31 protein-coding genes and 1 other RNA gene are annotated in these 26,139 nt (G+C 36.3%); 6 read left to right on the top strand and 26 right to left on the bottom strand.

Annotated elements, in window-relative coordinates:
- Window positions 1–128: 128 nt before the first annotated feature.
- The 5 genes from rnpB to VF726_RS02205 all read right to left on the bottom strand — a co-directional run bounded on the left by rnpB (window position 129) and on the right by VF726_RS02205 (window position 2,725).
- Window positions 129–517: RNase P RNA component class B (rnpB, locus tag VF726_RS02225), an RNA gene on the bottom strand.
- Window positions 518–604: 87 nt separating this feature from the next.
- Entirely contained in the window at window positions 605–943 is a 339-nt protein-coding gene (gene gpsB / locus VF726_RS02220) for a cell division regulator GpsB (protein ID WP_000622433.1), read from the bottom strand.
- A gap of 97 nt (window positions 944–1,040) precedes the next feature.
- On the bottom strand, window positions 1,041–1,595 hold the full coding sequence (locus tag VF726_RS02215; protein WP_440165515.1) for a DUF1273 domain-containing protein: 555 nt from the start codon (window positions 1,593–1,595) through the stop codon (window positions 1,041–1,043).
- Between the two features lie 57 nt (window positions 1,596–1,652).
- Window positions 1,653–2,087, bottom strand: coding sequence for a CotD family spore coat protein (locus tag VF726_RS02210; RefSeq protein WP_440165513.1), 435 nt, complete (start codon window positions 2,085–2,087; stop codon window positions 1,653–1,655).
- Between the two features lie 155 nt (window positions 2,088–2,242).
- Window positions 2,243–2,725 (bottom strand): YppG family protein, encoded by a 483-nt coding sequence (locus tag VF726_RS02205; RefSeq protein ID WP_440165511.1) that lies wholly within the window; start codon window positions 2,723–2,725, stop codon window positions 2,243–2,245.
- 177 nt (window positions 2,726–2,902) lie between these two features.
- Here VF726_RS02205 and VF726_RS02200 point away from each other — a divergent pair, with 177 nt between their 5' ends.
- A complete protein-coding gene (locus tag VF726_RS02200; protein WP_048527089.1) occupies window positions 2,903–3,094 on the top strand; it encodes a YppF family protein in 192 nt (63 codons plus the stop codon).
- A 25-nt stretch (window positions 3,095–3,119) separates the two neighbouring features.
- On the opposite strand, the gene VF726_RS02195 is transcribed toward VF726_RS02200, so the two are convergent.
- Entirely contained in the window at window positions 3,120–3,464 is a 345-nt protein-coding gene (locus VF726_RS02195) for a YppE family protein (protein WP_048527087.1), read from the bottom strand.
- Between the two features lie 15 nt (window positions 3,465–3,479).
- Window positions 3,480–3,722, bottom strand: coding sequence for a hypothetical protein (locus tag VF726_RS02190; protein WP_001252039.1), 243 nt, complete (start codon window positions 3,720–3,722; stop codon window positions 3,480–3,482).
- 85 nt (window positions 3,723–3,807) lie between these two features.
- Here VF726_RS02190 and VF726_RS02185 point away from each other — a divergent pair, with 85 nt between their 5' ends.
- The gene (locus tag VF726_RS02185; RefSeq protein ID WP_440165508.1) at window positions 3,808–3,984 is read left to right on the top strand and encodes a phage portal protein; all 177 of its coding nucleotides are present in this window, start codon (window positions 3,808–3,810) and stop codon (window positions 3,982–3,984) included.
- 157 nt (window positions 3,985–4,141) lie between these two features.
- Here the strand turns inward: VF726_RS02185 and VF726_RS02180 are convergent, their stop codons facing one another.
- Window positions 4,142–5,167, bottom strand: coding sequence for a DUF2515 domain-containing protein (locus VF726_RS02180; RefSeq protein WP_440165506.1), 1,026 nt, complete (start codon window positions 5,165–5,167; stop codon window positions 4,142–4,144).
- Window positions 5,168–5,271: 104 nt separating this feature from the next.
- Here VF726_RS02180 and recU point away from each other — a divergent pair, with 104 nt between their 5' ends.
- A complete protein-coding gene (recU, locus tag VF726_RS02175; RefSeq protein ID WP_270606207.1) occupies window positions 5,272–5,874 on the top strand; it encodes a Holliday junction resolvase RecU in 603 nt (200 codons plus the stop codon).
- 65 nt (window positions 5,875–5,939) lie between these two features.
- Entirely contained in the window at window positions 5,940–8,630 is a 2,691-nt protein-coding gene (locus tag VF726_RS02170) for a PBP1A family penicillin-binding protein (RefSeq protein ID WP_440165504.1), read from the top strand.
- 23 nt (window positions 8,631–8,653) lie between these two features.
- On the opposite strand, the gene VF726_RS02165 is transcribed toward VF726_RS02170, so the two are convergent.
- The 10 genes from VF726_RS02165 to panB all read right to left on the bottom strand — a co-directional run bounded on the left by VF726_RS02165 (window position 8,654) and on the right by panB (window position 17,822).
- Window positions 8,654–9,172, bottom strand: a complete 519-nt coding sequence (locus tag VF726_RS02165) for a YpoC family protein (protein ID WP_440165502.1) — start codon at window positions 9,170–9,172, stop codon at window positions 8,654–8,656.
- Between the two features lie 3 nt (window positions 9,173–9,175).
- Window positions 9,176–9,823, bottom strand: coding sequence for an endonuclease III (nth, locus tag VF726_RS02160; protein ID WP_440165500.1), 648 nt, complete (start codon window positions 9,821–9,823; stop codon window positions 9,176–9,178).
- 15 nt (window positions 9,824–9,838) lie between these two features.
- Window positions 9,839–10,546 (bottom strand): DNA replication protein DnaD, encoded by a 708-nt coding sequence (gene dnaD, locus VF726_RS02155; RefSeq protein WP_440165498.1) that lies wholly within the window; start codon window positions 10,544–10,546, stop codon window positions 9,839–9,841.
- A 122-nt stretch (window positions 10,547–10,668) separates the two neighbouring features.
- On the bottom strand, window positions 10,669–11,856 hold the full coding sequence (aspB, locus tag VF726_RS02150; protein WP_073517791.1) for an aspartate transaminase AspB: 1,188 nt from the start codon (window positions 11,854–11,856) through the stop codon (window positions 10,669–10,671).
- 18 nt (window positions 11,857–11,874) lie between these two features.
- Window positions 11,875–12,378: a cell wall elongation regulator TseB-like domain-containing protein gene (locus VF726_RS02145; protein WP_440165496.1), complete on the bottom strand. Its 504-nt coding sequence runs from the start codon at window positions 12,376–12,378 to the stop codon at window positions 11,875–11,877.
- A 7-nt stretch (window positions 12,379–12,385) separates the two neighbouring features.
- Window positions 12,386–12,556 (bottom strand): YpmA family protein, encoded by a 171-nt coding sequence (locus VF726_RS02140; protein ID WP_000358352.1) that lies wholly within the window; start codon window positions 12,554–12,556, stop codon window positions 12,386–12,388.
- Between the two features lie 255 nt (window positions 12,557–12,811).
- Window positions 12,812–15,613, bottom strand: a complete 2,802-nt coding sequence (gene dinG, locus VF726_RS02135; RefSeq protein ID WP_440165493.1) for an ATP-dependent DNA helicase DinG — start codon at window positions 15,611–15,613, stop codon at window positions 12,812–12,814.
- A gap of 128 nt (window positions 15,614–15,741) precedes the next feature.
- Window positions 15,742–16,125, bottom strand: coding sequence for an aspartate 1-decarboxylase (gene panD, locus VF726_RS02130; RefSeq protein ID WP_048527069.1), 384 nt, complete (start codon window positions 16,123–16,125; stop codon window positions 15,742–15,744).
- A gap of 12 nt (window positions 16,126–16,137) precedes the next feature.
- On the bottom strand, window positions 16,138–16,986 hold the full coding sequence (gene panC, locus VF726_RS02125) for a pantoate--beta-alanine ligase (RefSeq protein ID WP_212955230.1): 849 nt from the start codon (window positions 16,984–16,986) through the stop codon (window positions 16,138–16,140).
- The gene (gene panB, locus VF726_RS02120; protein WP_212955231.1) at window positions 16,986–17,822 is read right to left on the bottom strand and encodes a 3-methyl-2-oxobutanoate hydroxymethyltransferase; all 837 of its coding nucleotides are present in this window, start codon (window positions 17,820–17,822) and stop codon (window positions 16,986–16,988) included. Before panB ends, panC begins: the two co-directional genes overlap by 1 nt.
- Window positions 17,823–18,230: 408 nt before the next feature.
- On the opposite strand from panB, the gene VF726_RS02115 reads away from it, so the two are divergent.
- The gene (locus tag VF726_RS02115) at window positions 18,231–18,620 is read left to right on the top strand and encodes a cupredoxin domain-containing protein (RefSeq protein ID WP_212955232.1); all 390 of its coding nucleotides are present in this window, start codon (window positions 18,231–18,233) and stop codon (window positions 18,618–18,620) included.
- Window positions 18,621–18,646: 26 nt separating this feature from the next.
- Here VF726_RS02115 and VF726_RS02110 read toward each other — a convergent pair whose 3' ends face one another.
- Genes VF726_RS02110 through VF726_RS02080 form a run of 7 tightly spaced genes read right to left on the bottom strand, consistent with a single transcriptional unit; the run spans window position 18,647 to window position 24,201 of the window.
- Window positions 18,647–19,627 (bottom strand): biotin--[acetyl-CoA-carboxylase] ligase, encoded by a 981-nt coding sequence (locus VF726_RS02110; RefSeq protein ID WP_440165490.1) that lies wholly within the window; start codon window positions 19,625–19,627, stop codon window positions 18,647–18,649.
- On the bottom strand, window positions 19,612–20,805 hold the full coding sequence (locus tag VF726_RS02105) for a CCA tRNA nucleotidyltransferase (protein WP_440165488.1): 1,194 nt from the start codon (window positions 20,803–20,805) through the stop codon (window positions 19,612–19,614). Before VF726_RS02105 ends, VF726_RS02110 begins: the two co-directional genes overlap by 16 nt.
- A complete protein-coding gene (gene bshA / locus VF726_RS02100; protein ID WP_440165486.1) occupies window positions 20,792–21,937 on the bottom strand; it encodes an N-acetyl-alpha-D-glucosaminyl L-malate synthase BshA in 1,146 nt (381 codons plus the stop codon). The genes VF726_RS02105 and bshA overlap by 14 nt, the downstream gene beginning before the upstream one ends.
- Entirely contained in the window at window positions 21,934–22,638 is a 705-nt protein-coding gene (bshB1, locus tag VF726_RS02095) for a bacillithiol biosynthesis deacetylase BshB1 (RefSeq protein WP_000015666.1), read from the bottom strand. Before bshB1 ends, bshA begins: the two co-directional genes overlap by 4 nt.
- 11 nt (window positions 22,639–22,649) lie before the next feature.
- Complete coding sequence (mgsA, locus tag VF726_RS02090; protein WP_000684766.1) at window positions 22,650–23,045, bottom strand: methylglyoxal synthase; 396 nt, start codon at window positions 23,043–23,045, stop codon at window positions 22,650–22,652.
- A 14-nt stretch (window positions 23,046–23,059) separates the two neighbouring features.
- Entirely contained in the window at window positions 23,060–23,860 is an 801-nt protein-coding gene (gene dapB, locus VF726_RS02085) for a dihydrodipicolinate reductase (RefSeq protein WP_098345136.1), read from the bottom strand.
- Window positions 23,860–24,201: a nucleotide pyrophosphohydrolase gene (locus VF726_RS02080; RefSeq protein WP_001992677.1), complete on the bottom strand. Its 342-nt coding sequence runs from the start codon at window positions 24,199–24,201 to the stop codon at window positions 23,860–23,862. The genes dapB and VF726_RS02080 overlap by 1 nt, the downstream gene beginning before the upstream one ends.
- 381 nt (window positions 24,202–24,582) lie before the next feature.
- Here VF726_RS02080 and VF726_RS02075 point away from each other — a divergent pair, with 381 nt between their 5' ends.
- A complete protein-coding gene (locus VF726_RS02075; protein ID WP_098521185.1) occupies window positions 24,583–25,464 on the top strand; it encodes a YitT family protein in 882 nt (293 codons plus the stop codon).
- A gap of 28 nt (window positions 25,465–25,492) precedes the next feature.
- Here the strand turns inward: VF726_RS02075 and VF726_RS02070 are convergent, their stop codons facing one another.
- Window positions 25,493–26,134, bottom strand: coding sequence for a uracil-DNA glycosylase (locus VF726_RS02070; protein ID WP_440165482.1), 642 nt, complete (start codon window positions 26,132–26,134; stop codon window positions 25,493–25,495).
- Between the last annotated feature and the right edge of the window lie 5 nt (window positions 26,135–26,139).

Raw genomic sequence — 26,139 nt, 5'->3', positions numbered from 1 at the left:
ATTAATCATTACATTTTACAAAGAATTTTCTCATTAACCATTTTAACTCATAAACTATAACTTCATACAAATAAAAAGCCCTCCTCTAACAAAGGAGAGCTGAGTTATTTCATAGTTGGTTCATAACGTTCTGTAAGCCATGTTCTGTTCCTTTGTACTGCAAACGGCCCACGCCTCGTACTCCGGTGGCAATCATCTATCTACAGGTTATACAACCTGTCCTTTCCCATCGTTCATTTCCTTGGAAAAGATTCCCCTACCATTATTTGGGTTTCTCGCTCGTGGGGTTTACCTCGTTCCACTCCTATCATTTCTTCAAGGACTTCGTCACTGTGGCACTTTAAAGGTAGTCAAACCATATCCGAAGACTTAGGTTTTTTCCCTGCCGTTAAACCAGCCTTACAGCCAGAATACCCTAGCTTATGAATTGGCTAGGCACGAACACTACAGCCATCTCAGGCCGTGCGAGCATGGACTTTCCTCTACAACGTTGGCGTTGCAGCGATTACCCAAACGTTATGACATCCATTAGTATAGTGGAAACAAAAAGATTTTGCAATGTTTTTTTCTATGTAAAATGCTTTAACCTTTTTACCACTAGAATTTATTCGTATAACTTACTTCCAAATACAGCTTTTTCTAAATTAGATAGACGTTTTAAAATGTCCGTATTCGTGTTGTTATATACAGGTTGTGCAACTGGTGTTTGTACAACTGGTTGTTGTGGCACTTGTGTTGCTACTAATTTTTGTTCCTCTAATTCACGCTTTAAACGAGCATTTTGTTGCTTTAATTGCTCAAACTCCTTGTGGAAAGCTTCATAGTCTTTAATGATCATATCAAGAAACTTGTCTACTTCTTCTTGTTGATAGCCTCTCATGCCTGTTTTAAATTCTTTTTCTAAAATATCTTTCGCTGTTAATTTAATTTTATCCGAAATCATTTTCTTCACCTCAAATTTTTGCCAAAACTTTCATTACCTAAATTTTTTCAGAAACAATGCCTTTTGTCAATCATATATACGAGTACTATATTACATATTACTCAGCATTATTCCACTGTTCCTCTTCTATTATATCTTGTAAATCGGAAAAAAGAATGAAATAACTATGATAATTTTCTATTTCTCCTTTTTTCTTTGCTGCTTCTACAATATATTTAGGACTCCCTGGTTTCTCTTCATCATATACAGCTAAAAGTGCATCACTTTTTTCAATAAAAAATTGATTTTTTAATTTAAATTGCTCTGGGCTTTCGTACTTCCGTTTCGTAATACTATCAATATGGTCTGCTTGAGAGAGAATAAATTCGTAATATTCACGGTTATCTTCCTTCCAGCTTTCTTCTTGTTCTAAAAACGGGGTAAATACCGCTAATTTTAAATCTGGATATTCTACTTGAATTTCAAAAACAACTTCAGCAGCCCATAATTCGACCCCTAACTGCCCACTTATTATGACCCATTCCAAACCTTCTTCTACAAAAGTAGTTAACTTTCGGTGCAATGCCTTTTTTATACATTCCACCCCTGGATGATCATTTTTAAATATACCAAGTTCAAATGGCTTATATCCCGTTACAGCAATAATTTTCATATCAACACTCCAATGACAAAAAAAAGAACTAGCATTTCGCTAGTTCTAACATATCATTTACTTTTTAAATATTCCACCAACGTTTGGTCCAATATTCGGACCTACTGGTGATACATTGTTTGGTCCAAATGGTGATACATTTGGTCCTGGTCCAAATGGTGATACATTCGGTCCTGGTCCAAATGGTGATACATTCGGTCCTGGTCCAAATGGTGATACTTGATGACCGTGGCCACACGGTCCACATCCGCCGCCAAATCCTGGATCAACTGGGTCTACAACATTTACATTTGAGTTTGTTTGTGGGAAGAAGTTTTGGTTTTTAATTTGCTGATGATGTACATGTGTTGTATGCGTCGGGAAAATGTGTGGCACCACCGTTGTTGAAAAAGAATGTGTTACGCACTGTTTCGTCGGATGAACGACAGGAGCAGTTGTACAAATAGGTCCTACAGGCTTATGCCCTCCAAAGCAAGGATGACAATGATGCATAGTTTTTCTCTCCTCTCTCGTTAAAGAAAATCTGATTACACTTTACATTATGAGAAAAGAGGGAAAGCCGTTTGTTATATATACCCATTTATTACAAGGAAATTTGTCTAGTCCCCAATTCATATGCAATATTTTTTATAGACAACCCTCCAAAATTACTTACCAAAAAAACCTCCAACTTGCTTTACAATACCTGTTACTTGATTCATTGCATTCATCATTTGTCCAGCAGTATTCATCATTTTATTTACATCATAGTTACCATCTGAGTTTTTAAATTGGGAAACAAAACTAGAAAACTGACTCGGTTGTTGTTGTTTTTGTTTATTCTGCGTCGGATACGGTTGTTTTGGTGGATAAAACATTGCTTGTTGATTTCCATAAGGGGATGGCGGCATATAATATTGCGAATTCATATACGGCTGCTGTTGTTGGTTCATATAAGGTTGCTGCTGTTGCTGCTGTTGTTGTTGTTGATTCATAAACGACACTTCAAATGGCTGATAATAATTTTGATTTCCATAATAAGGTTCGAAAGGATACATATTATACCGTAAATATGTATCTGCATTATATTGGTACATATTTTGCTGGGGATATGGATTAGCTTGCTGATATGCGTTAGGTTGTTGAAACATGCATTCTCTCCTCCTTCTCATAAGTTTCTACATATATAATATGTACCTACAAAATAATATGTGTGACGGAGTATCTGTCTATTTTTGTCGGAAGTTTAAATTTTTAAAAAATTAAAAAAGAAAACCCTTCCATGCTATGATAATGAAGAAGAAGATTCTCATGGGGGAGGAATCAACATGGTATTAGGGGATTTAAAACAAGCGTTTTCTCAAAAAAAGGGGTATTACACAGAGAATGTAAATGAATTGTTAGACTTTGCGAGACATTGGTATCTCGAAGGAAAAATATGCATTTCAGATTACCGAACATTAATAAAAGAATTAGAAATAAGCGGTGCAACAAAACCGACAACAATGACAGAAGCATAAAAAAACAAGAGGGTTTCCCCTCTTGTTACTTACATTGCTCAATTATATTTTGCAAAGTATACGAAATAGCTTGATGTGTTTCAAAGAATCGCTTACCCTTACCTTTATTTACAAAACATTGCAGCACATTTGTTTGTAAATTATCGTACACTTGATCAATTTGCTGTACATGTATATACTTCGGTTTTTCTTCCTTAATCCATTTATAAGCTAATTCTTTCCACACTTTTAATTCTTCATCTACCATATCTACAAACGGTTTCATATCCTTATAAAAATCGTATTCAACCATTTCTCTTTTTTTCACATTTGCTTCATTATTATACTGCATTAGTTTTTCCGAAGACTGTATTAACGCTTCATACACCATTTTATTCCCACCTTATTATGCACTCACTACGACGTTTTGAAATGCCTTCACCCAATTCCCTTTTTCTTCGTGATGCACTAATTTATTTTCCATATGCTCAATATGCATTTCTGTTATTTCTATCTTATTACATATTTTTTCGCTCTTATCCTTCAATGCATGATTCATTCTAATCCCTATATTCATTTCCAGCAAATCGAGAGAACTTAACATTTGATCCATCGTTTTCATTACATCTTCCTTCTGAACCATCGCCATATACAAAACGCCTCCTTCTTTGCTTTTCCTTTGTCATGTAATTTCGCCGAATGATTTCTCACTCCTGCCTACATGACAAAACTAGTTGTTATTCGTCAAAGAAATCATTTTGTATGTCATTTATAGAAATGGTAACAATACAAAAAGGAGGTGTATGAAAATGGCAAAGAACAAAAATGAAAAAAAGAAAAAACAAAGCAAACAAAATAAACCCGAAACTGGTAATCCAAAGTTAGATGGTCCAAACTTCCCTGCTACATAAAGTGAAACTTTAATGATTTTACAAAAAGCTAATTTCTGAAACATCCTTAATCTCTTATGTTCATTACGTTTTGAGATTAAATTTTTAGCACTCGTGGCAGGATTACTTCACATTAAGAAGTCCCGTCTTCGTAAATGAAGACGGGACTTCTTTTTTATTATATCACGAACTCATCTATCCTTTTAATAAAACGATTTACGATAGAAGCAGCATAAATTTGCTCCCTCTTTCTTTTATACCATTCTGTTATATCAACTTCTCCCTTATACTCTTCTGGCAAAAACAGCTCCTTTATTTCCTTATCTCTACAAAACCAATCTCTCATACTTATCTCCTCATGCACAACAACAGGATAAACCTCTCTAAGGGCTGGTGTACAAGATTTTCTAGCTTCTCTTACATAACATTCATAATCTGCTCTGGATCCTGTGTGTGTAGTTTGTAATGCAAACCTATGGAATAAACTTTTATAATTCGGATGAAATAGTAACTCCCCTAATTTCTTTCCTAATTCTATACGCTTTTGTAACGTTTCAAATTGATAAACTGAAAAACCATACATATTCCCTTCAATAGTTGGAAAAATAACGGCGCTCACATGAAGCATTTCTTGCAATTTAAAAAGCGCTGTATGAAATACATGTTTTTTAAAATATGCATTCTCAATAATTGGTTTTTGAATTTTATTTTGTTCATTTATAATAAGCGCTGTCATGAGCCTATTTATATCTTTTTTCTCCCAAAAATATATCCATTCTTTTTCCATGAAAATTGACACGTTGAAATATTGTAACAAATAGAATAGTGGTACCTGCCTCCTCTTACTTTCTTCGTATAACAATAGCTGCGGAAAAGCATCTAAAAAAATAATCCAATTCGCCTGTTCATACGTCAAAAACAAATGTTTTTTTACTGTTTGAGGTAAAATAGTAGCATAATACCTCCCTTTTAAATCAGTCATATTCCATCCCGCATTTCTCGAGACCATACTCGCTAAAAAGGCCCACCTAACTTCACTATTTCTTTCATAGTAGTCTTGATAAGACTGTGTTCGAGAAATATTGTCCCTATTAGCTATTTTTATTTCCCTCTTAATGTTGTAGACGATTGTTTTTTCTTCTTCTGTACATTCCATATTTTTACGATATTGCTTAATTTCTCTATAATCATTCCATGTAAACATGAACAAGTCATCATACCTTTCTTCAAAAAGGTCACATCTTTTTTCATTTTTTTGTTATAATCACCTTTGTAAGTAATTCTTAGCAAGTTGGGAGTGGACACACTATGACCATTCGTTACCCAAATGGAAAACGGTACAATCAAGCTTCACAACCTCATAAAACACCAATTAAAAAACATACTTATAGTAATAGAGGTATGTCCCTTGAAGAGGAATTGAATGAAACGAATGAATATTACTTAACCCATAATATTGCATGCGTACATAAAAAACCTACACCTCTTCAAATTGTAAAAGTAGATTACCCCGCTCGAAGTGCTGCAGTGGTAAAAGAAGCGTATTTTAAACAACCTTCTACAACAGATTACAACGGTGTATATAAAGGGAAATACATCGATTTTGAAGCGAAAGAGACAAAAAATAAAACCAGCTTTCCACTTCAAAACTTCCACCTTCATCAAATTGAACATATGAAGCAAGTAATCGCTCATAATGGAATTGCATTTGTTATTATTAAATTTACACTTTTTGATGAACTTTATTTATTAGATGCAAAACATATTATTGCATTTTGGAAACGTCAAAATACTGGTGGACGAAAATCGATTACGAAAGAAGAAATAGAAGAGCATGGATCTTTATTATCATGCGGTTATCACCCTCGGATTGATTATATCCGTGTACTAGACACGGTTTATTTTTCGTGATAGAGTCATCACTAAGGCTCTTTTTTCGACTTTTGGGGAGAGAATGAAAGGTAGGAGAAAGTATAATGTCAGATAATTATCGTTCTCGTACAGAACGAAATCATGTAAAAAATCAAAAGCAAGAAACAAATACAGAGAAAAAACCAAAGAAAAAAGGCTCCTTTTTTAAAAAATTCCTTATAGGTTGTCTACTTCTTGGTATCGTTGGTCTTGTAGCTGGCGTTTCCGCTTTCTTTGTTATGGTAAAGGATGCTCCAAAATTAGACAAATCAAAACTTGTTAATCCTTTATCAACAAAGTTTCTTGATAAGAATGGGAACTTTTTCTATGAATACGGTGCTGAAAAACGAACCCACGTTACGTATGATCAAATTCCAAAAGTAGTTGAAAATGCATTCCTTGCAACTGAGGATTCACGTTTCTATGATCATAATGGGATTGATTTTAAACGAACTACAAAAGCAGTTATGGAAAATGTCACTGGAGGATTCGGGTCTCAAGGTGGTAGTACGATTACACAACAAGTAGTCAAAAACTATTTTCTAACGATGGACAAAACTGCAAAGAGAAAAGTGCAAGAATGGTACCTATCTTACAAATTAGAGCAACAATATTCTAAACATGAAATTTTAGAAATGTACTTAAATAAGATTAACTTAGGTAACCGTTCGTACGGTATTGCAACAGCAGCAAAAAAATATTATGACAAAGATTTAAAAGACTTACAGTTACATGAAGCTGCAATGCTTGCAGGCTTACCCCAAGGTCCTAATATTTATGATCCAACAAAACAAGACAACGTTGAACGGGCTACACAACGTCGTAACGTCGTATTATCATTAATGAATCGACATGGTTACATAACAAAGGATGAAATGAATAACGCAATGAAAATCTCTGTAACTGAGGGTCTTCAACCATCTTCAGAAGTAACAGAGATGAAGTATCAAGCATTTTTAGATGCTGTTGTAAAAGAAGTTGAAAAAGAATATCCTGATGTAAATATTGGTTCCGATGGTTTAACGATTCATACAACACTTGATCAAGATGCTCAAGATTATGCTGAAAAAATTATGGATGGCAATCTTATTAAGTATCCAAACGATCAATTCCAAGGATCATTCGTATTTATGGATACACAATCTGGAGAAGTTCGAGCAATTGGAGCTGGGCGTAAAGAAAGTAAGTCTACTTTCAAAGGTCATAATATGGCCACTGATTTAAAACGCCAAGTCGGTTCAACAATGAAACCAATTTTCGACTACGGACCAGCAATTGAGAATTTACAATGGTCTACATACCATCAATTAAATGACTCAGAGTATACGTACTCCAATGGTAAAAAAATACGAAATGCAACAAATAGTTACAAAGGTGACGTTTCACTACGTGAAGCACTGAAAAAATCATTAAACATTCCGGCTTTAAAAACAGCTCAAGCGGTTGGTCTTCCTAAGTCACAAGCGTTTGCTGAAGGCTTAGGTATGACATTTAAAGACGGCAAAACATATGAATCAACAGCAATTGGTAGTAACGATAGTTCTCCATTACAAGTAGCTGGGGCGTATGCCGCATTTGGCAATGACGGTGTGTATAATAAGCCTCACTTCGTAAAAGAAGTCATCTTCCCAGACGGGAAAAAGAAAAGTTTTAAACCGAAAGAACAACGTGCAATGCAAGACTATACAGCTTACATGGTGACTGACGTTCTTCGTGACGTAGTAAAACCTGGTTCTGGTGGTACAGGTCCAACAGCATACGTTTCAGGTATTGACGTAGCAGGTAAAACAGGAACACAAAACTTTGACGAAGACGCTATAAAAAAATACGGTATTCCAGCTGATGCAAACAGAGATAGCTGGTTCGCTGGATATACACCGCAATATACAATGGCAGTATGGACTGGTTACGAAAAAAATGGCCCAGAAAACTACATTAGTGATCGTTATACTCGAATTGCACAGCAAATGTTCCAAGTAATGATGAGCAAATTCGCTACAGATAAATCTCGTTTCGAACGCCCTTCTTCTGTACAAGAGCTAAATGGTGAATTGTACGTAAAAGGTGCTAAGAAAGATGCAATTAAACAAATTAAAGTAGATGCACCTAGTGGTCTGAATGTCACTTTCGATGGCGCTAGCACAGTTACACTAAACTGGTCTGGACCAGCAGCAGTTGATGCGTATGCAGCAAGCTATAAAGCGACTGACGGTTCAAGTGGTAGTTTATCAGTAAAAGGTACAACAGCTACTCTTGGTGGTATTAAACCAGGCGTTACTTACAGTTTCTCCGTAGTAGCGAAAAAAGGTACTGGAACAAGCCCAGCAGTTGGAGCATCCTTCACTGCGCCTGGCGGAACTCCAGACGCGAAGAAAACTGAAGATGAGGCTGCTAAAAAGAAAGCCGAAGAAGAAGCTGCTAAAAAGAAAGCTGATGAGGACGCTCAGAAAAAAGCTAATGAAGATAAATTAAAACAAGAAGAGGCTCAGAAAAAGGCTGCTGAAGAACAGCGTAAACAACAAGAGCAGCAACAAGAGCAACAACGTAAACAACAAGAAGAAGCTCAGAAAAAGGCTGCTGAAGAAGAAGCCGCTAAAAAGAAAGCCGAAGAAGAAGCTGCTAGAAAGAAAGCTGAAGAAGAGGCTGCCAAAAAGAAAGCTGAAGAAGAACAGCAAAAACAAGAGCAAGAGCAACAACAAAATACCGGAGGAGATACACCTCACGCAGACGGAAATGTTGTTACAACAGAATCTTAATACAAAAAAGAAGTCCTTTTCTCTTAACGAGAAAAGGACTTCTTTTTTGTTATCATTTTCTTTACATATAACTTTTCTATTTCAATATACAACTGTGCTAACTGAATATAAGAATGATAATTATTTGGTTTCTTTATAATGAACGAATATCGCTCCATAAAATTAACTGGTTGTACTTCCAATTTGCTCGTGTAATCTTCCATTTCATTCAAACTTTGAACAGGTTGCTCATTTAGCCAATATACAATTGAAAGCAAATGTGCTGCAAAAAGAATCATTGGGCCTTCAGCTTCTTGCTTATTTCTGTTTCGAAATAGTGTAGCAATATCTTCATGCTTACTTTTCCATACATTCAATAGTACTGGAATACTATTTTCAATTTCATTCCACGGCTCATATTGTCTTTCCATATCATATATAAAGTAAGTATTTTGTATGATTTCTTCAAAAGGCTGTTCTGTATAATACACAACCGAATGTATACTTGCTTTAAAAAATGGTAAGCACCGAAACTCTTTCGGTATTTCTATAACTCGCTCCATCCTTTATTTCCCCTTCATTCGCTTCTTTCCTTCACGACATACTTCTAGTAAAGGGCACTCTTCACATTGTGGTCGCTGTGCTTTACAGTGATAACGTCCAAAGAAAATCATACGGTGATGTGTAACGCTCCATTCATCCATCGGAACTTTCTTCATTAATGTCTTTTCTACTTCTAACACGGAATCTTTCCATCTACAAATCGCTAACCGTTTACTTACTCTCTCTACATGCGTATCAACAGCAATTGCCGGAATACCATATGCTACCGAAACAACTACATTTGCTGTTTTTCTCCCTACTCCTGGTAATTTCGTCAGCTCGTCACGGTCTTCTGGAACTTTTCCGTTATAATCATCCAGCAACATTCGGCACAATTTTTGAATGTTTTTTGCTTTATTTCTATACAACCCAATAGAACGTATATCTTGTTGTAACTCTTCTAGGGAAACACTTAAATAATCTTCTGGCGTTTTATATTTTTGAAATAAATTTTTCGTCACTTTATTTACAAGTACATCTGTACATTGTGCAGATAATGCTACCGCGATTACTAGTTCAAATGGATTATCATGAATTAGTTCACAATGTGCTTCTGGGTACATATCCGCCATTGTGTCTAAACAATAGCGAATTTGCGTTTTATTTAACATATACTGCCTCCTACATTACTGCTCCAACCAATTATAAAAAGGTACTTTCCCAGTAAATTTCGTCTCTTGTTTTGTCGTTTGCTGCGTTCGTTGTTGATTTGCTCTAAATTTTCGTCCTTGGTTTTGGGCTTGATCTACTGTTTTAATACCATTCTTTTTCCACTCAAATAAAATACGATCAATATATCGGAAATTAAGCTTACCACTCATTACAGCTTCCCTGAGGGCCGCTTGAATTAAATTCGGATGATGTTGATCTTGATCTTCCCACATTCCTAACGTCTCACATTCAAATGGAGAAAGTGGTCTTCCAAATTCTTTTTCAAATACTGTATATAAATTTACTTGCAATTGTTTTATTTCTTTTTGTTCTTCCTCTATTGATTCATTCATTAAGAAATGCAATATTTTTTCCCAAAGCGGTTGTAAAGAATAACTTTCACACATCATCGCTTCTGATCTTTGTCCACCTTCTAGTGATAAAAAACCTTTTTGAATCAACGTCTGAATGACTTCCATACATTTCATTTCACTAATTGTCATCCGTTCTGAAATCTCTGACGGAGTCGGAAACGTATTGCCCGATTCTAAAAATGTGTGTACATGAAGTACAACCATAAATTCCGTTTCATTTAACCCTAATTTTTTATAATGCATCATAAGTAATTTTGGAATTGCAATGCTTCCCTGCTCAAACCACTGTAACATCATTTTCTTTTTCATCACCAAACACCTCGCTCTCTAGTATAACACACCTTTCGCTATTTCTTTTTGCCACAATTCGTCAAAAAAACCTCCCTATTATGTAGGAAGGTTTTTTGTATTGCGTTCATAAAATATTAGGGTTAAGCTTGCACTTTACTTTTCATAAACGTATGAATGCGTTCTAATGCTTTCTCTACTTGTTCAAGAGATGTCGCATATGATAAGCGAACGTTATTCGGAGCACCAAATCCTGTACCTGGTACAAGAGCCACTTTTTCCTCTTCTAATAAAGCTTTTGCCCAATCATCAACGTTTTCGTATCCTGATAAAGCTACAGCTTCTTTTACATTAGGGAATAAGTAAAATGCACCTTGTGGTTTAATGCAAGTAAAGCCAGGGATTTGAATTAATTTATCATAAATAATGTTTAATCTCTCTTCAAATGCTTGACGCATTGTTTCTACAGGTTCTTGTGAGCCTGCATATGCCGCAATTGCGCCGTATTGAGCGATTGAAGTAGGGTTTGACGTACTATGACTCGCTAAGTTCGTCATCGCTTTAATAAGCTGCTTATTTCCTGCTGCATATCCAATACGCCATCCTGTCATAGAATGAGATTTAGATACACCATTAATAATAAGTGTTTGTTCTTTTAATGCATTAGAAAGCTGGGCAACCGAAGTATATTCTGCTCCACCATAAATTAACTTTTCATAAATTTCATCTGAAACGATTAAAATATCGTGTTCTAAACATACTTCTCCAAGCTGTTGTAATTCTTCTTTGCTGTAAATCATTCCTGTTGGATTGCTCGGTGAATTAATAATAACTGCTTTCGTTTTCTCTGTAATTGCCTCACGCAGCTGCTTCGCTGTAATTTTGTATTCATTGTCTTCAAGGCCTTCTACATAAACTGGCTTACCACCAGCAAGCTTTACTTGTTCCGGATAACTTACCCAGTAAGGCGTAGGGATGATAACTTCATCTCCTTCATCAAGTAACACTTGGAATAATGTATATAATGCATGCTTTGCGCCGTTACATACAATAATTTCAGACGGATCATACGCAATTCCTTGATCGCGAGTAAACTTCTTCACAATTTCTTGTTTTAACGCTTGTAATCCACCTGTTGGTGTATACTTCGTATGTCCTTCTAACATCGCTTTATGTGCAGCATTCATAATATGTTCTGGCGTATTAAAGTCAGGTTCTCCTGCTCCTAATCCAATTACATCATGACCTTCTGCTTTTAATGCTTGTGCCTTTGCTGTAATTTCTAAAGTTGCAGATGGTGTTAAAGCAGCTACTCGCTTTGCTAATTTCATTTGTAGTTCCCCCTACATCTATTTTTCAATGCTGTATCGTCGTAAAAACTGACCATCTTCAAATGCAAGATAGTAATAACTATAACGATTGTCATCATCAATATATGTAACTTCCCATAGTGGTATATTATTTTCAAAGCCTAATTTTACTTTTAAAATTTCTTTAGGCTTACTTTTGGGTTCTTTACTGTCATCTCCGACTTGTTCAATCGTTCTTTGTAAAGCATCTTTTTCAGAAATACCTTCGCTCTTTTTCCTTACTATAGTTTCCCCTTTTTTATTAGGCACCCAAACGATAAGTTGTTCTCCTTTTTCATCTGTACCTTGTACGACTGTATATGAAGATTCTCCGTTATAATAATCAACAGATTTTACTTTTGTAAGCTTTGCCTTTTCTTTCGCAATTTCTACAGATTTTGCCTCTTTAGGGATTTTCTTTTCCATTGCTTTATTGTAAACATACGCCCCATATATTCCGCTAGCAACGATTACGATAACGATTGCAAAGATCCACTTTTTCATTGTATCACTACGTTCTGTAAATCGTAAATACAGCTGTTTCTTTATCTTTTTCGTCTAATGCTAATCCGAACATGAGGTCCTGCTCTTTTAACGTACGATTCAAACTATCAACAATTTTATACAAGTCAGACGAATATTTAATACGCGTCGTTGATAGGACTTCGATTTTCTTATCCATGAAAAAACTCCTCCGTTACACAAAAATTTCTAATTATAGAAGAACGCAATGCGGTTACAATAAGAGTACATTCTTTACAACCCCTGCTTCATCACCCATCTATTATAGCAGGACATGTACTGCAAAAAAAGGTTTCAAGTCGAAAACCAATACATTTTGTATACAAGAAGTAAGAAAAATAAAATTCCTCCTACCCACATTTTTTACGCCTGAAGTTTAAACGTACTTCAGGCGTATTTTTTCTTCCAATTTTATTCAGTTGGCTGTCCCTTTAATTTGTTCTAACAATTCTACTAGAGGGCCTTCATAGAGCGGGACAGTTGGGATTGATTGTAAAAATCGTTTTCCATAGGAAGCGCTCGTCAAACGACGATCTAATACAAATACTGTTCCGGTATCTGTACTTGTTCTAATAAGACGACCAAATCCTTGCTTGAAACGCAGTATGGCTTGCGGAAGTGCTAACTTAGCGAATACGTCCTCTCCTTGATTTTTTAACCACTCTCCTTTTGCTTCCATCATCGGTTGATGAGGAGGAGTAAAGGGCAGCCGGACAATAACAAGACAACTAAGTGCATCTCCAGGTATATCTATCCCTTCCCAAAAACTACTTGTTCCTAATAAAATCGATTTATCGAATTCTTGAAATTTACGGATGAGACGACTTCGGCTCTTATTATTCACACTTTGCGTTAATAATAAATACCCTTCTAATTCATCATCATTTTTCAAATTCGTATACGCTTCTTTCAACATTTCATATGAAGTGAATAAAACGAGCATTCTACCTTTTGTAGCTTTCGCTATTTTTGCAATATGTGCCGATACAGATTCAATATATTCTTCATTACTTGCTTGCTTAATAAAAGGCACATCCGTTGAAACCATTAATTTCATCTGTTCTTCAAAACGGAATGGTGACGGGACTTGTAATGTATTTGGAGCAAAATCATGTAAACCTAGCTCCTCTTTTATATAGTCAAACGAATCATTTACTGTTAACGTTGCTGATGTGAAAATAACACTTTTTTTCTGTGTTAAAAATTCATCCGCAAATCTTTCACCAATATGAACAGGCTGTGCATATAAAACGGTTGAATGAATGGTTCCCTTCGTTTCAGTTTCCATCCATGTCACGTATGAATTTTTTTCTAAAATGAGTAATTGTAAAGATTGTTCCATCTTTCTCAACAACTCAATTAAATGCATAAATTCACCTGTAACAACATGCATCTCCCATTCTAATTTACTTTGCAATATATCAACTTGCTTCTCAAGTGTAGTTAACAATTTTCTTACATCGTATACAAAACGATTTGTTAACTCGGTAATGCTATCCCATAACTTACCTTTCTCTACTTCCGTGTTATATCGATAAATGAGTGGCATATTGCTTATCCCTTGTTCCTGCTTTGTTTGCTTAAAGATAAAAGCACGTAGCATTTGGAATAGCTCATCCGCATCAAATTTCAATTCCTTCAAACTATGACTCACCATACGGAAAGTGGAACGAGAGGCTTGCTCTGATTTTTTCATCATTTTATATACTTTAGAAAGTACATCATCTGTTTCTAGCGTACCAAGACGAGATAAAACTAGCTGGAAATACATACAGGAGAACTGTTCACCTAACGTTCTACTCGCCGCTTCCTCAATATGATGAGCCTCATCAAAAATAATATGTTCACATGAAGCAAATAGTGGTTCTTCACTTGAAAAATCTTGAAATAATAACGCATGATTTGTAATAACGATATCTGCAAATAACGCTTTATTCTTTGCACGTTGATAAAAACAACGGCTATACCAGTTGCTTTGCATCCCGCCTGGACTATGTACATCGCTACAAATACGGTTCCAAAGTAACTTTCCGCCCTCAGGAATATTTAATTCATCTCGATCGCCAGTTTCCGTTTGCAATAACCATACTAAAATTTTTGCCTTTGTGAGCGCCATATCATAATTTTTCTCTTCCTCTTGCAAAGCATATTCAAATTTATGCAGACAAAGATAATGCTTTCTTCCTTTCAAAAGAGCTACTTCAAATGAAAATGGCATTATTTTCTGTAATAATGGAATTTCTTTTTCTAGTATTTGTTGTTGCAGTTGCACTGTTTGGGTACTTATGATGACAGGTTCCTCTTTTTTCGTTGCAAAATAAATACTCGGAAGTAAATATGCAAGAGTCTTCCCTGTTCCTGTTCCTGCTTCAATTAGCGAAAACCTAGAATCTCTTAGTGCTGTATATATTTCCTTCATCATAATTTGTTGGCTTTCTCTTTTTTCAAACTTTGGCATATTCAATTCAAGTTTCTCAACTGTCTTATGCAAGAAAGCATCAAATTTTAATGAACACGTTTCACTGAGGTTTAAAGAATAATTCCGTTTTCGAAGCGCAATGTTTCGATACACTTCATACCCCTCTGCCTCTTTTTTACCATGCATCATTTTCTTTAAAATATTTTCAGAAAGTACATCCGCTATATCACTTTGAAAAACATCGCTCAATTCATAAAGCGATTGTAAGGTGACAAGTGGTAACTCTTCAATTTCATTTAAAAATTGTAAAAACAATTCCGCTGTTGCAAGAGCATCGCTATCCGCACGATGCGGTTGATCGTGCTCTAATTCATGTTGTTTAGCTAAATCACGTAATTTATAACTATCAGCCGTCGGCAAAAGAATTTGCGCCAATTCGACTGTATCAACTTTAGGACAATGTACTTCTGTATATCCAGCCTGCCTTAATTCTTCCGTTAAAAAATTCCAATCAAAGTGAACGTTATGTGCAACGAAAGCTGCACCTTGTAATAGCTCAACAACCATCGGGGCTACATCTTGAAATAACGGGGCTTGCTTAACCATACTCTCATCAATCCCTGTTAGTTCTGTAATAAATGGCGGAATCTCTCTCTTCGGATTAATAAAAGATGAAAAAATCTCTAATATCTCTCCATCTTCCACTACAACAGCTGCAATTTGGGTAATTTTATCCTTCCCATCCTTCCAGGAGTTCCCTGTCGTTTCTAAATCCACAACGACATAACGCTTACTCATATATGTAACACCTCAATTTCTTACCTATCAAACACAAAATTATATAATGTTACTATACCACGTTTTATCTCATCTTAATGAAAAGATGCACAAAAAAGCTATCTCCGTAATAGAGATAGCCTTCTTACTTATAAGATCGTACCCGCTTTTTCAGCACCTAACATTTCAATAATTTTATTCTCATCATCTAATACTGCAATTTTCGGCTCTTGTTTATGAATATTTTCTTCTGCCACTAAACCGTAGCAAATAATAATAACTTTATCTCCAGGCTGTACAAGCCTTGCAGCTGCACCATTTAAACAAACAACACCGCTACCGCGTTCTCCCTTAATAACATATGTCTCTAAGCGAGCACCATTATTGTTATTTACAATTTGTACTTTTTCATTTTCTACAATATTTACTGCATCCATTAAATCTTCATCAATTGTAATACTACCTACATAATTTAAATTTGCTTCTGTTACTGTTGCGCGGTGTAACTTCGCTCTCATCATTGTGCGAAACATAGATGCTCCCCCTTATTCAACCGTTAATGTTATATTGTCAATTAATCGTACATTCTCAAATTTAACTGCGATCGCTAAAATAATTCGTCCTTCAATTTCATCCATTTCTTGTAGTGAAGGATAAGCATATAAATCAACATAATCTACAGTGCCTTTCGTATACGTCTCAATATACTCTTTCACAAGAGTTGTAATGATTTCTGCATTACGTTCGCCTGCCTCAATTCTCTCCTTCGCTACACATAGACTGCGGTATAATTGAGGGGCCTCTTCACGCTCTTCTTGTGATAAATACACGTTACGAGAACTCTTCGCTAATCCGTCTTCTTCCCTTACAATATCTACTGGTACGATCGTAACCGGAATATTAAAATCAGCGACAAATCCTTCAATAACAGCAACTTGCTGCGCATCTTTCATACCGAAATAAGCACGCGTTGGTAATGTAATATTAAATAGTTTCATTAGTACAGTCGCAACACCAGCGAAATGACCAGGTCTTTGTTTGCCACATAATACATCGGTACGCTTCACAACTTCTACTGTTGTCGTTTGTTCTACTGGATACATTTCTTCTACGCTCGGATAAAATAAATAATCTACACCGTTTTCTTTTGCTACATTTTCATCTCTATCAATATCACGAGGGTATCGATCTAAATCTTCATTCGGTCCAAACTGTAGCGGATTAACAAACACGCTTAACACTACAATTTCATTTTCTTTTCTTGCCTGACGTAATAAAGTCGCATGCCCTTCATGTAAATAACCCATCGTTGGGACAAAACCAATACTTTTTCCACTTGCATGCAGTTCTTTTGTAATTTGCTGCATCTCTTGCACTGTAGTTACGATTTTCATTATTGTTTTCCTCCGTATAACGCTAAGCACTCTTCCTCTTTCATTGTGAATGAATGTTTTTCTTCTGGAAATTGCCCTGTCTTTACTTCAGTAACGTATTGTGAAATCCCTCGCACAATCTCCCCTTGAACAGACGTATATTGCTTCACGAATTTCGGAACACGATTTACGCCGTATGAGATAAGATCATGATAAACAAGTACTTGCCCATCTACTTTTTTCCCTGCTCCAATTCCAATCGTCGGAATTGTTAATTGCTTCGAAATTAATTCCGCTAATTGCATTGGCACACATTCTAACACAAGCGCAATTGCACCAGCTTCCTCACATCTCTTCGCATCTTCTATTAATTTCCTTGCACTTTCAGCATCTTTTCCTTGTACTTTATACCCACCTAGTACTCCTACAGATTGAGGAGTTAAGCCTAAGTGCGCCACGACAGGAATTCCCGCGTTCGTCAAGTAATGAATCGTTGATACCACTTCCCCTGCACCTTCTACCTTCAGTGCATGAGCACCACTTTCTTGAACGATGCGGCGTGCATTCACCATCGTATCTTGCAGCGACACATGGTACGACATAAATGGCATATCAGTTACAATAAACGTCTCTTTCGCTCCTCGGCGTACAGCTTTCGTATGATGAATCATATCCTCTACTGTTACAGGTACTGTTGAATCGTAGCCGAGCACAACCATCCCAAGGGAATCTCCAACTAGAATCATATCAACTTCAGCTTCTTCTGCTAACTTAGCAGATGGGTAATCATACGCCGTTAGCATTGTAATCGGCTCACCTTGCTCTTTCATTTTCAAAAAATCTGTTTTTGTTTTCAAAAACTACTCCTCCTTTATGCAGGAGAGAGGAGATGGCCGAAATCATATAAAAAACCCCTCTGGCCATAAAAGGGCAGAAGGGTTGTGTGTTAGTCGGCATTATTCATCCCTCTGTCCCAGTCCGTTATTGGATCAAGGCAGAATCCAAGTTATTATTTTTCATATTGCTTCGAATCATGGTGCAGTTCGATCTGATACTGCCCACATTCGAACTAATTATAGCAAACTCCAAAAAGGAATTACTACATTTTTTTGAAAAAATAATTTTTATCCCCATTACGGTATGTGAAATTTTTACAATTAACGCACTTATAGAAAGGAGAAACAGCTTTTTTACACGCATTGTATAACTCGTGAACTAATGATGCAGGTTAATTGGGGAAAGTACTTACAAAAGGAGAATTACGAATGTCTATGAACAAATGGTTATTTCGATTCACCGGTCTACTTGTGATAATTGTAGGGATGATAACTTTTAGCTCCTTCCATGCATTTGCCTCAGTTAACGTCGTAACACAACCTATCGATGCAACGAAAGTCATTGAAGTTGAACTGAATGATGATTACTTTAACCCTAATGTCGTCACGATTCCGATTGAACAATCCACAACCTTTCTTTTGAAAAACAAAGGTAAAAGCGAGCACACCTTTACAGTAAAAAAACTCGGCATTGACGTCGTAGTCGAGTCAGGAAAAGAAAAAAACATTACCGTAAAACCTAAAAATACTGGTACATATGAATTAATATGCCGGTACCATCTTCTGAAAGGAATGGAAGGCAAAGTAATAGTCAAATAAAAAGAAGTTCCAAAAAGGAACTTCTTTTACTTAATTTCGATATCCGCAGAATGAATGTGATGTACTTTTCCTTCGTGGTCCTCTAGAAGCAATACACCATCCTCTGTAATTCCTTTTGCTACCCCTGTAATCGTCTCTCTCATCATTCGAGCGGTAATTTCTTTCCCGATGCTCACAGCGTAACTTTCCCAAAGAATTTTAATGACAGAGAAACCATTTTGTAAATACTCTTCATATAATTTTTCTAGTTGTAAAAAGATTTGTTGCATAAGCTCCGCGCGAACAATCGGCTTACCAGATTCAATTGCTAAAGAAGTAGCAATATGCTGAATTTCCTCATCAAAATGTTCTTGCTTTTGATTCGCATTAATACCAATACCCATAATGACAGCATTAATTTTATCAGGATCCGCCTGCATTTCTGTTAATATCCCTACAGCCTTTTTACCTTGAATTAAAATATCATTTGGCCATTTTATTCCTACGTTTACACCCGTGCACTTTTCAATTGCTTGTGCAACGCTAACAGCTGCTAACAAAGTAAGTTGTGGTGCATGATGAACCGGAATCGATGGACGTAAAATAATACTCATCCAAATTCCTGTTCCTTTTGGTGAATACCATTTTCTGCTTAAACGACCTCTGCCCGATGTTTGTTCTTCTGCCACAACAATTGTTCCTTCTTCTGCGCCTTCATAAGCAAGTTTGGCTGCAATATGCTGCGTAGATTCAACAGTTTCTTCAAAATATACCGTTCTACCAATATGTTTCGTTTGTAGCCCTAACTGAATTTCATTAGCAGTTACTTTGTCTGGCTTACCTGCAATTCGATAACCTAATCGACGCACAGCTTCAAGTTCATATCCCTCATTCCGAAGGTCCTCCATATGTTTCCACACAGCGGTTCTTGAACAACCAAGTTTATCACTAATCGTTTGGCCAGATACAAACTCGCCATCCGCTTCTGAAAAAACTTGTAATAACTGCTTTCTTATAGTAGATTGCATTCTTGCAGCCACTCCCTTATACACTCTTTCTCATTAACTACGTTTCCTTGTACGATTGCTTCCTCAATGTTTTGAATCATTTCAGCAACCCACGGACCTGGCTTTTTATTTGCCCAGTTTAATAAATCATTCCCCGTCACATTCATTTCTTGTCGACTCTTGATTGGTAATACTTCAAACAACGTTTGTACTCGTTTCACAGATGTATTGTCATAGCTTTCAATCATCGCCTCATATACTCTTTCTGCCATTTCAGCGATATGAATTCCCGTTTTATATAGAAGGACTGTATCCCAATCCTTCTCCTTTCTCGTACGGATTGTTAATAAAACTGCGACGATATCTTTTATTTTTTTATTCGAAAACTTCCATTGACGTAAAAAGACAGATGGATGTTCTTCCCCGATACAATATAAGAAAAATGCCCATGCCTCAATGTCTGTTTCAAAAGAATCCCATTTATACTGCGTAGCTTTTACCAATCTCTCTTCTGACATTTGTAAATATGGCAGATGAGAGAACAGCTTCGTTTCTACTAATTCTTGCAAACCCTTCACACAATATGTGCCAGTTAACAGCTTCTCAAACTCCACTGTAATTCTCTCAATTGCTATATGTTCCAGCAAATTCCCATATGTTTCAATTGCTTGTTTCGTGTTATTTTCTAAAGAAAACCCTAACGTACTTACGAACCGAATACCACGCATCATTCGCAGGGCGTCTTCTTGAAAACGATCCGCAGCATTTCCAACTGTCACAATCTCTCTCTTTTGAATCGCTTCCTGTCCAGCAAATAAATCAACCATTTCGCCTTCTTCTGTCATAGCAATTGCATTCATTGTGAAATCACGACGTTTCAAATCCTCTTCTAATGAACGAACAAATTGAACACTGCTAGGTCTTCGAAAATCTTCATATTCGCTCTCTGTTCGAAAAGTGGTTACCTCATAAGGTTCACCATTTTCTACTACAATTACAGTTCCATGCTCAAGACCAACAGGAACATGCCTCGGAAATATTCCCATTACTTCTTCTGGTAAAGCAGATGTCGCAATATCAATATCTCCAATCGGTCTGTCGATAATAAGATCTCGTACGCTCCCGCCAACAAAGTAAGCCTCATGTCCTTGTTGCTTTAAAGTCTCAATAATAGAACTAGCTTTTTTAAATCTTTCCATTTTTGTCATCCCTTAGTACATCATAATAAATCGTTTCATATTGTGAGACGATTTTTTCAGAGCGGAACTGTTCGTAAACACTTGCTCTTGCTCGCTCTCCCATATTACGGTGAAGTTCTTCATCCTTTAATAGCTGGATGGCTTGATTTGCCACTCCTGTTGGATCACCAACTTCACATAAATATCCTGTTTCACCATGTTGAATGACTTCTGGAATACCCCCAACCCTTGTTCCGATACAAGGTACACCACACGCCATCGCTTCTAATAAAACAAGACCAAAACTCTCCTTCTCTGATAAAAGCAACATTAAATCACTCATCGCTAGTAGCTCTGCAACATTATCTTGCTTCCCTAAGAATAAGACGCGATCTTCAATATGTAGATTTTTCACTAACTGTAAAATCGTGCAAAATTCTGGTCCATCTCCAACAAGAAGCAACTTCGCATTTACTTCTGTAACAATTTTAGCAAATGCCTGCACTACATCTTGCACACGTTTCACTTTACGGAAATTTGAAATATGAATGAGTATCTTTTCACTCTCACTTATACCGTATTCTTTCTTTAATTGAGTCATATCACGCTTGAAATATACACGTTCATCTATAAAATTATATACTGTTTGAATGTCTTTATTTGGTTTGACAAGCTCATGCGTTTCGTTAATTAATGAATGCGAGACAGCCGTCACAACATCGGATTGCTCAATACCAAAACGAATTAAATTATTTAACGAAGGGTCGGAACCTAACACAGTAATATCTGTTCCATGCAAGGTTGTAACAATTTTAATACGCTCTCCAATCATTTGTTTCGCTAAATAAGCACAAATGGCATGTGGTATTGCGTAATGCACATGTAAAATGTCTAGGTTTTCTCTTTGTGCAACCTCTGCCATTTTACTCGCTAACGCTAAATCGTATGGTGGATATTGAAATACAGAGTATTGATTTACCGTCACTTCATGAAAATAAATGTTTGGATACACTTTATTTAACCGGAATGGTAAACCCGATGTAATAAAATGAATTTCATGCCCACGCTCCGCTAATTGCTTTCCTAATTCTGTTCCAACAACTCCAGAACCACCTACAGAAGGATAACATGTAATACCTATTTTTAATTTCATTTACATCCCCCTATTAAATCAGCATGTAATAAAACCGGTTTCTTACTCATAAATCCTTCGGCATATAAGACTCCAACTTCTTTTCCAAACATTTTCTCACGAGCGACTACAGTTTCAACGTAACCTTCTGTTAACGGCGTTTTCACACCATCACTCCCTGTTGAAAACTGACTTTCATACGCTTCTAATGCTTCCACTTTTTGCGATACGTACTCACTTATATCTATACAGAAATTCGGTTTATGAAAACCATTAATCATATAATGATAAAAAGACTCCACACGATGTGGTGGAACCTCTGGCATATATTTACGAATTCCCGCTGAAAAAATAGCTTCTTCCACAAGTTTTGCACAATTTGCATGATCTGGATGACGATCTTCATAATACGGCGCAAAAACTAGTTTTGGTTTATATGTACGAATCACCTTTACAATTTCACGTATATATTCTTCTTTCATATACAAACCACGGTCTGGCATCGCTAAATTTAGTCTCGTTTTTACTCCCATTATACGAGCTGCCGCCTTAGCTTCTTCTTTTCTTAACTCTATCGTTCCATTAGAAGAAAGATCAGCTTCTGTTAAATCACAAATACCTACTTCATACCCTTGCTTCGTATATTTAGCAATGGTACCAGCCATGCCGATTTCAACATCATCGGCATGAGCACCAAACGCTAATATATGTAATCCACTCATAATTGTTCCCCTCATTTTCTAAACTTGCGGTAATCTAAATCTCCTCGCTCTAATGCGTGCATTAACATTTCAGCACTTGCCATATTTGTTGCAAGTGGAATCGCATATACATCACATAAACGAAGTAATGCATTTACATCTGGTTCATGCGGCTGAGCAGTTAGTGGATCTCGGAAAAAAATCACCATATCCATATCGTTTTTTGCAATCATGGCACCAATTTCTTGATCGCCACCAAGAGGACCCGATTGATATCTTGTTACAACTAAACCAGTTGCCTCCATAATACGAAGTCCTGTCGTTCCTGTTGCAAATAATTCATGTTGTTCAAAAATTGGTTTATATGCGTATGCAAACGAAACCATGTCATTTTTCTTTTTGTCATGTGCGATTAAGGCAATTTTCATCCGTTGTCTCCCCTTTAGTCGATAATGTTTTCTAAACCGTACACAAGATGATCTAGATTCATTACTGTCTCAATTGATAGTTTTACACCAGACATAAATGATGCACGATTAAATGAATCATGGCGAACCGTTAACATTTGTCCATCTCCACCAAACATTACTTCTTGGTGTGCGATAAGTCCTGGTAAACGTACACTATGAATGTGAATGCCGTCTACATTTGCACCACGAGCACCTTCTAGTTGTTCTACTTCATTTGGATGGCCTTGCTGCTTTGATTCACGATTTTGACGAATTAATTCTACTGTTTTTACTGCTGTACCAGATGGTGCATCTAACTTTTGATCATGATGCAATTCAATTACTTCAACATCTTGGAAATACTTCGCTGCCATTTGTGAGAATTTCATCATAAGAACTGCACCAATTGCAAAGTTAGGAGCGATAATTGTTCCTACTGCTTTTTCTTTTGCAGTCTCTGTTAATTGTTTTAGTTCTTCTTCTGTAAATCCAGTTGTACCAATAACAGAACGAAGTCCACGCTCAACTGCTAGTGTTACGTGTTGTTTCCCAACTTCTGGTGTTGTTAAATCTAACAACACATCAGCTTCTACTTCTTCTAAACAAGTATGTAAATCTGCGTAAACAGGTGCATTTAGCGCTGGCATGCCTGGTAAATCTGAAATTTTCTCTCCGCCATGTTTATAATCTACTGCTGCTACTAAATTAAAATGTTCCGTTCTTTCCATAAGAAGGACTGCTTCATGTCCCATACGTCCTCTTGGTCCAGCGATAATTACTTTAATTTCTTTCATTATTCTTTCTCTCCCTCATCAATACGTGTCCAGCGATCTTTATCGCGAGTATTAAATTTATTCATTACAATGTTATGCGCTGTTTCTAAATCAATATTTAAACTATTTGCCATACAAATCATAACAAATAATACATCTCCAAGCTCTTCTTCAATACTACGTTCTGTTTCAGTTGTTTTCTTCGGTTTCTCACCATAATAATGATTCACCTCTCTTGCAAGCTCCCCCATTTCTTCCGTTAAACGAGCCATCATTGCAAGTGGACTGAAATAACCTTCTTTAAACTGACCAATATATGCATCTACTTCTTTCTGCATATCCTTCATCGTTTTTGCTTCCATACAATTCACCTCTAATCCTTCCTCTTTCATGTTAGCCAATTCATCGCGATTTGACAAATATTATTCCCCGCCAAACACCTATTTGCTACCCTTTTTTGGATAGAATATAATAAAGTGAAACTTCTTTTGCGATTTTTGCAAAAGATTAGTTGAACCAATCGGGTTCCTACGGCTGGTTCGACCTTCTTCAGCGCTTTATCTCCTACCAGCCGTTGGAACGGGGTAAAGTGAAACTTCTTTTGCGATTTTTGCAAAAGATTAGCCCAGACCAATCATTTTTATAGACTCCTTTAGTTTTACTAACAACTAGAAATTACTTGTCATTATGTTTTTACCGTTTCAACAGAGCAATACCATTTACATAATTAGGGGGATTTCTATATGACATCAAATTTGAAGATTCGAAATATCATTTTCATTTTAATCGGTTCCGCTATTTTTTCTTTCGGTATTGTGAATATCAATATTGAAAATCACCTTGCAGAAGGTGGATTTACCGGTATTACACTATTATTGTATTTTCTATTTAAGTTTGATCCTTCTTACTCAAACTTAATTTTAAATATCCCTATATTTTTTATTGGTTGGAAGTTACTTGGAAGAACGACATTTATCTATACACTAATCGGCACCTTTAGCGTATCTTTATTTCTATGGATTTTTCAGCGCTACGACGTTCTTAACTTACATTTAAACTTACAAAATGATATGACACTCGCGGCTTTATTCGCCGGGGCATTTATTGGTATCGGTCTTGGCATAATATTTAAATATGGCGGGACTACTGGCGGTGTAGATATTATCGCGAGACTCGCTCATAAGTATGTTGGCTGGAGTATGGGGAAAACGATGTTTATGTTTGATGCTATCGTCATTATCGTCTCTATTCTTACCTATTTATCATATCGCGAAGGCATGTATACGTTAGTTGCTGTTTTTATCGGGGCGAAAGTCATTGATTTTATGCAAGAAGGAGCCTATGCAGCGAAAGGAGCAACAATTATCTCAGATAAAAATGATGAAATTGCTGCCAAAATTTTATCTGAGATGGAGCGCGGTGCAACCTTTTTAAAAGCTGTTGGATCGTATACGAAAGTGGAACGGAACGTATTGTATTGCGTTGTCGCTAAAAATGAAATCGTGAAATTAAAAAATATTATTACTTCAGTAGATCCTCATGCCTTCGTCGCTGTAAGTGACGTACATGATGTAGTTGGTGAAGGTTTTACATTAGATGAAAATAAAAATCCGTTACATACATAAACCGAACTAGAAAAGCGCTTTAGCTTTTCTAGTTTTTTATTACATATTTTTTAAGCTCCTCTAAATCCTCATAAATAAGCTTCAATAAACTCCGATTATAAAAAATGGAAGCCGGATGAAAGGTCGGGAAAATATGATATTCTTCCTCTGACCATGTAAACGCTGCACTTTGCATATCCTTTAATTTTTGAATGGGCTGTTTTAATAATTGTCCGTGAACATCAGTTATTTTTTTATTTTTTCCTGTTAAACGTTGAAGGCCGATATTTCCAAGTGTGACGATAAGCTTCGGATTTATTTTCTCCAGTTCATAATCTAACAAAGGCGCATGGGCGAGTATTTCTCCTTGATTTGGCGTTCTATTATACTTTTTCTGTATGATTTCACCATTTCTTTCTTTTTTCTCTCGCCACTTATACGGTCTGCTTCGTACAGCGCTCGTAATATATACTTCTTCCCTAGTAACGTGAATACGTTCTAAAAAAACCATTAATTGTTTTCCCGCTCTCCCGCTAAACGGAATTCCATTATGAATTTCCGTTTCACCAGGCGCTTCTCCTAGCAACATAAATTTTGGATTTTCAGGACCTTGTCCACTTAGAAAGCCTTCTAGCTGATAAGGAGCACTACGTTCTTTCACTTGTTTTACTAAGTGACTTGGATATTTCATTTCCC

It is taken from the genome of Bacillus sp. Brlt_9 (genome assembly GCF_051948935.1).
Taxonomy (GTDB): Bacteria; Bacillota; Bacilli; order Bacillales; family Bacillaceae_G; genus Bacillus_A.
This window is presented reverse-complemented; position numbering and strand designations above follow the sequence as displayed.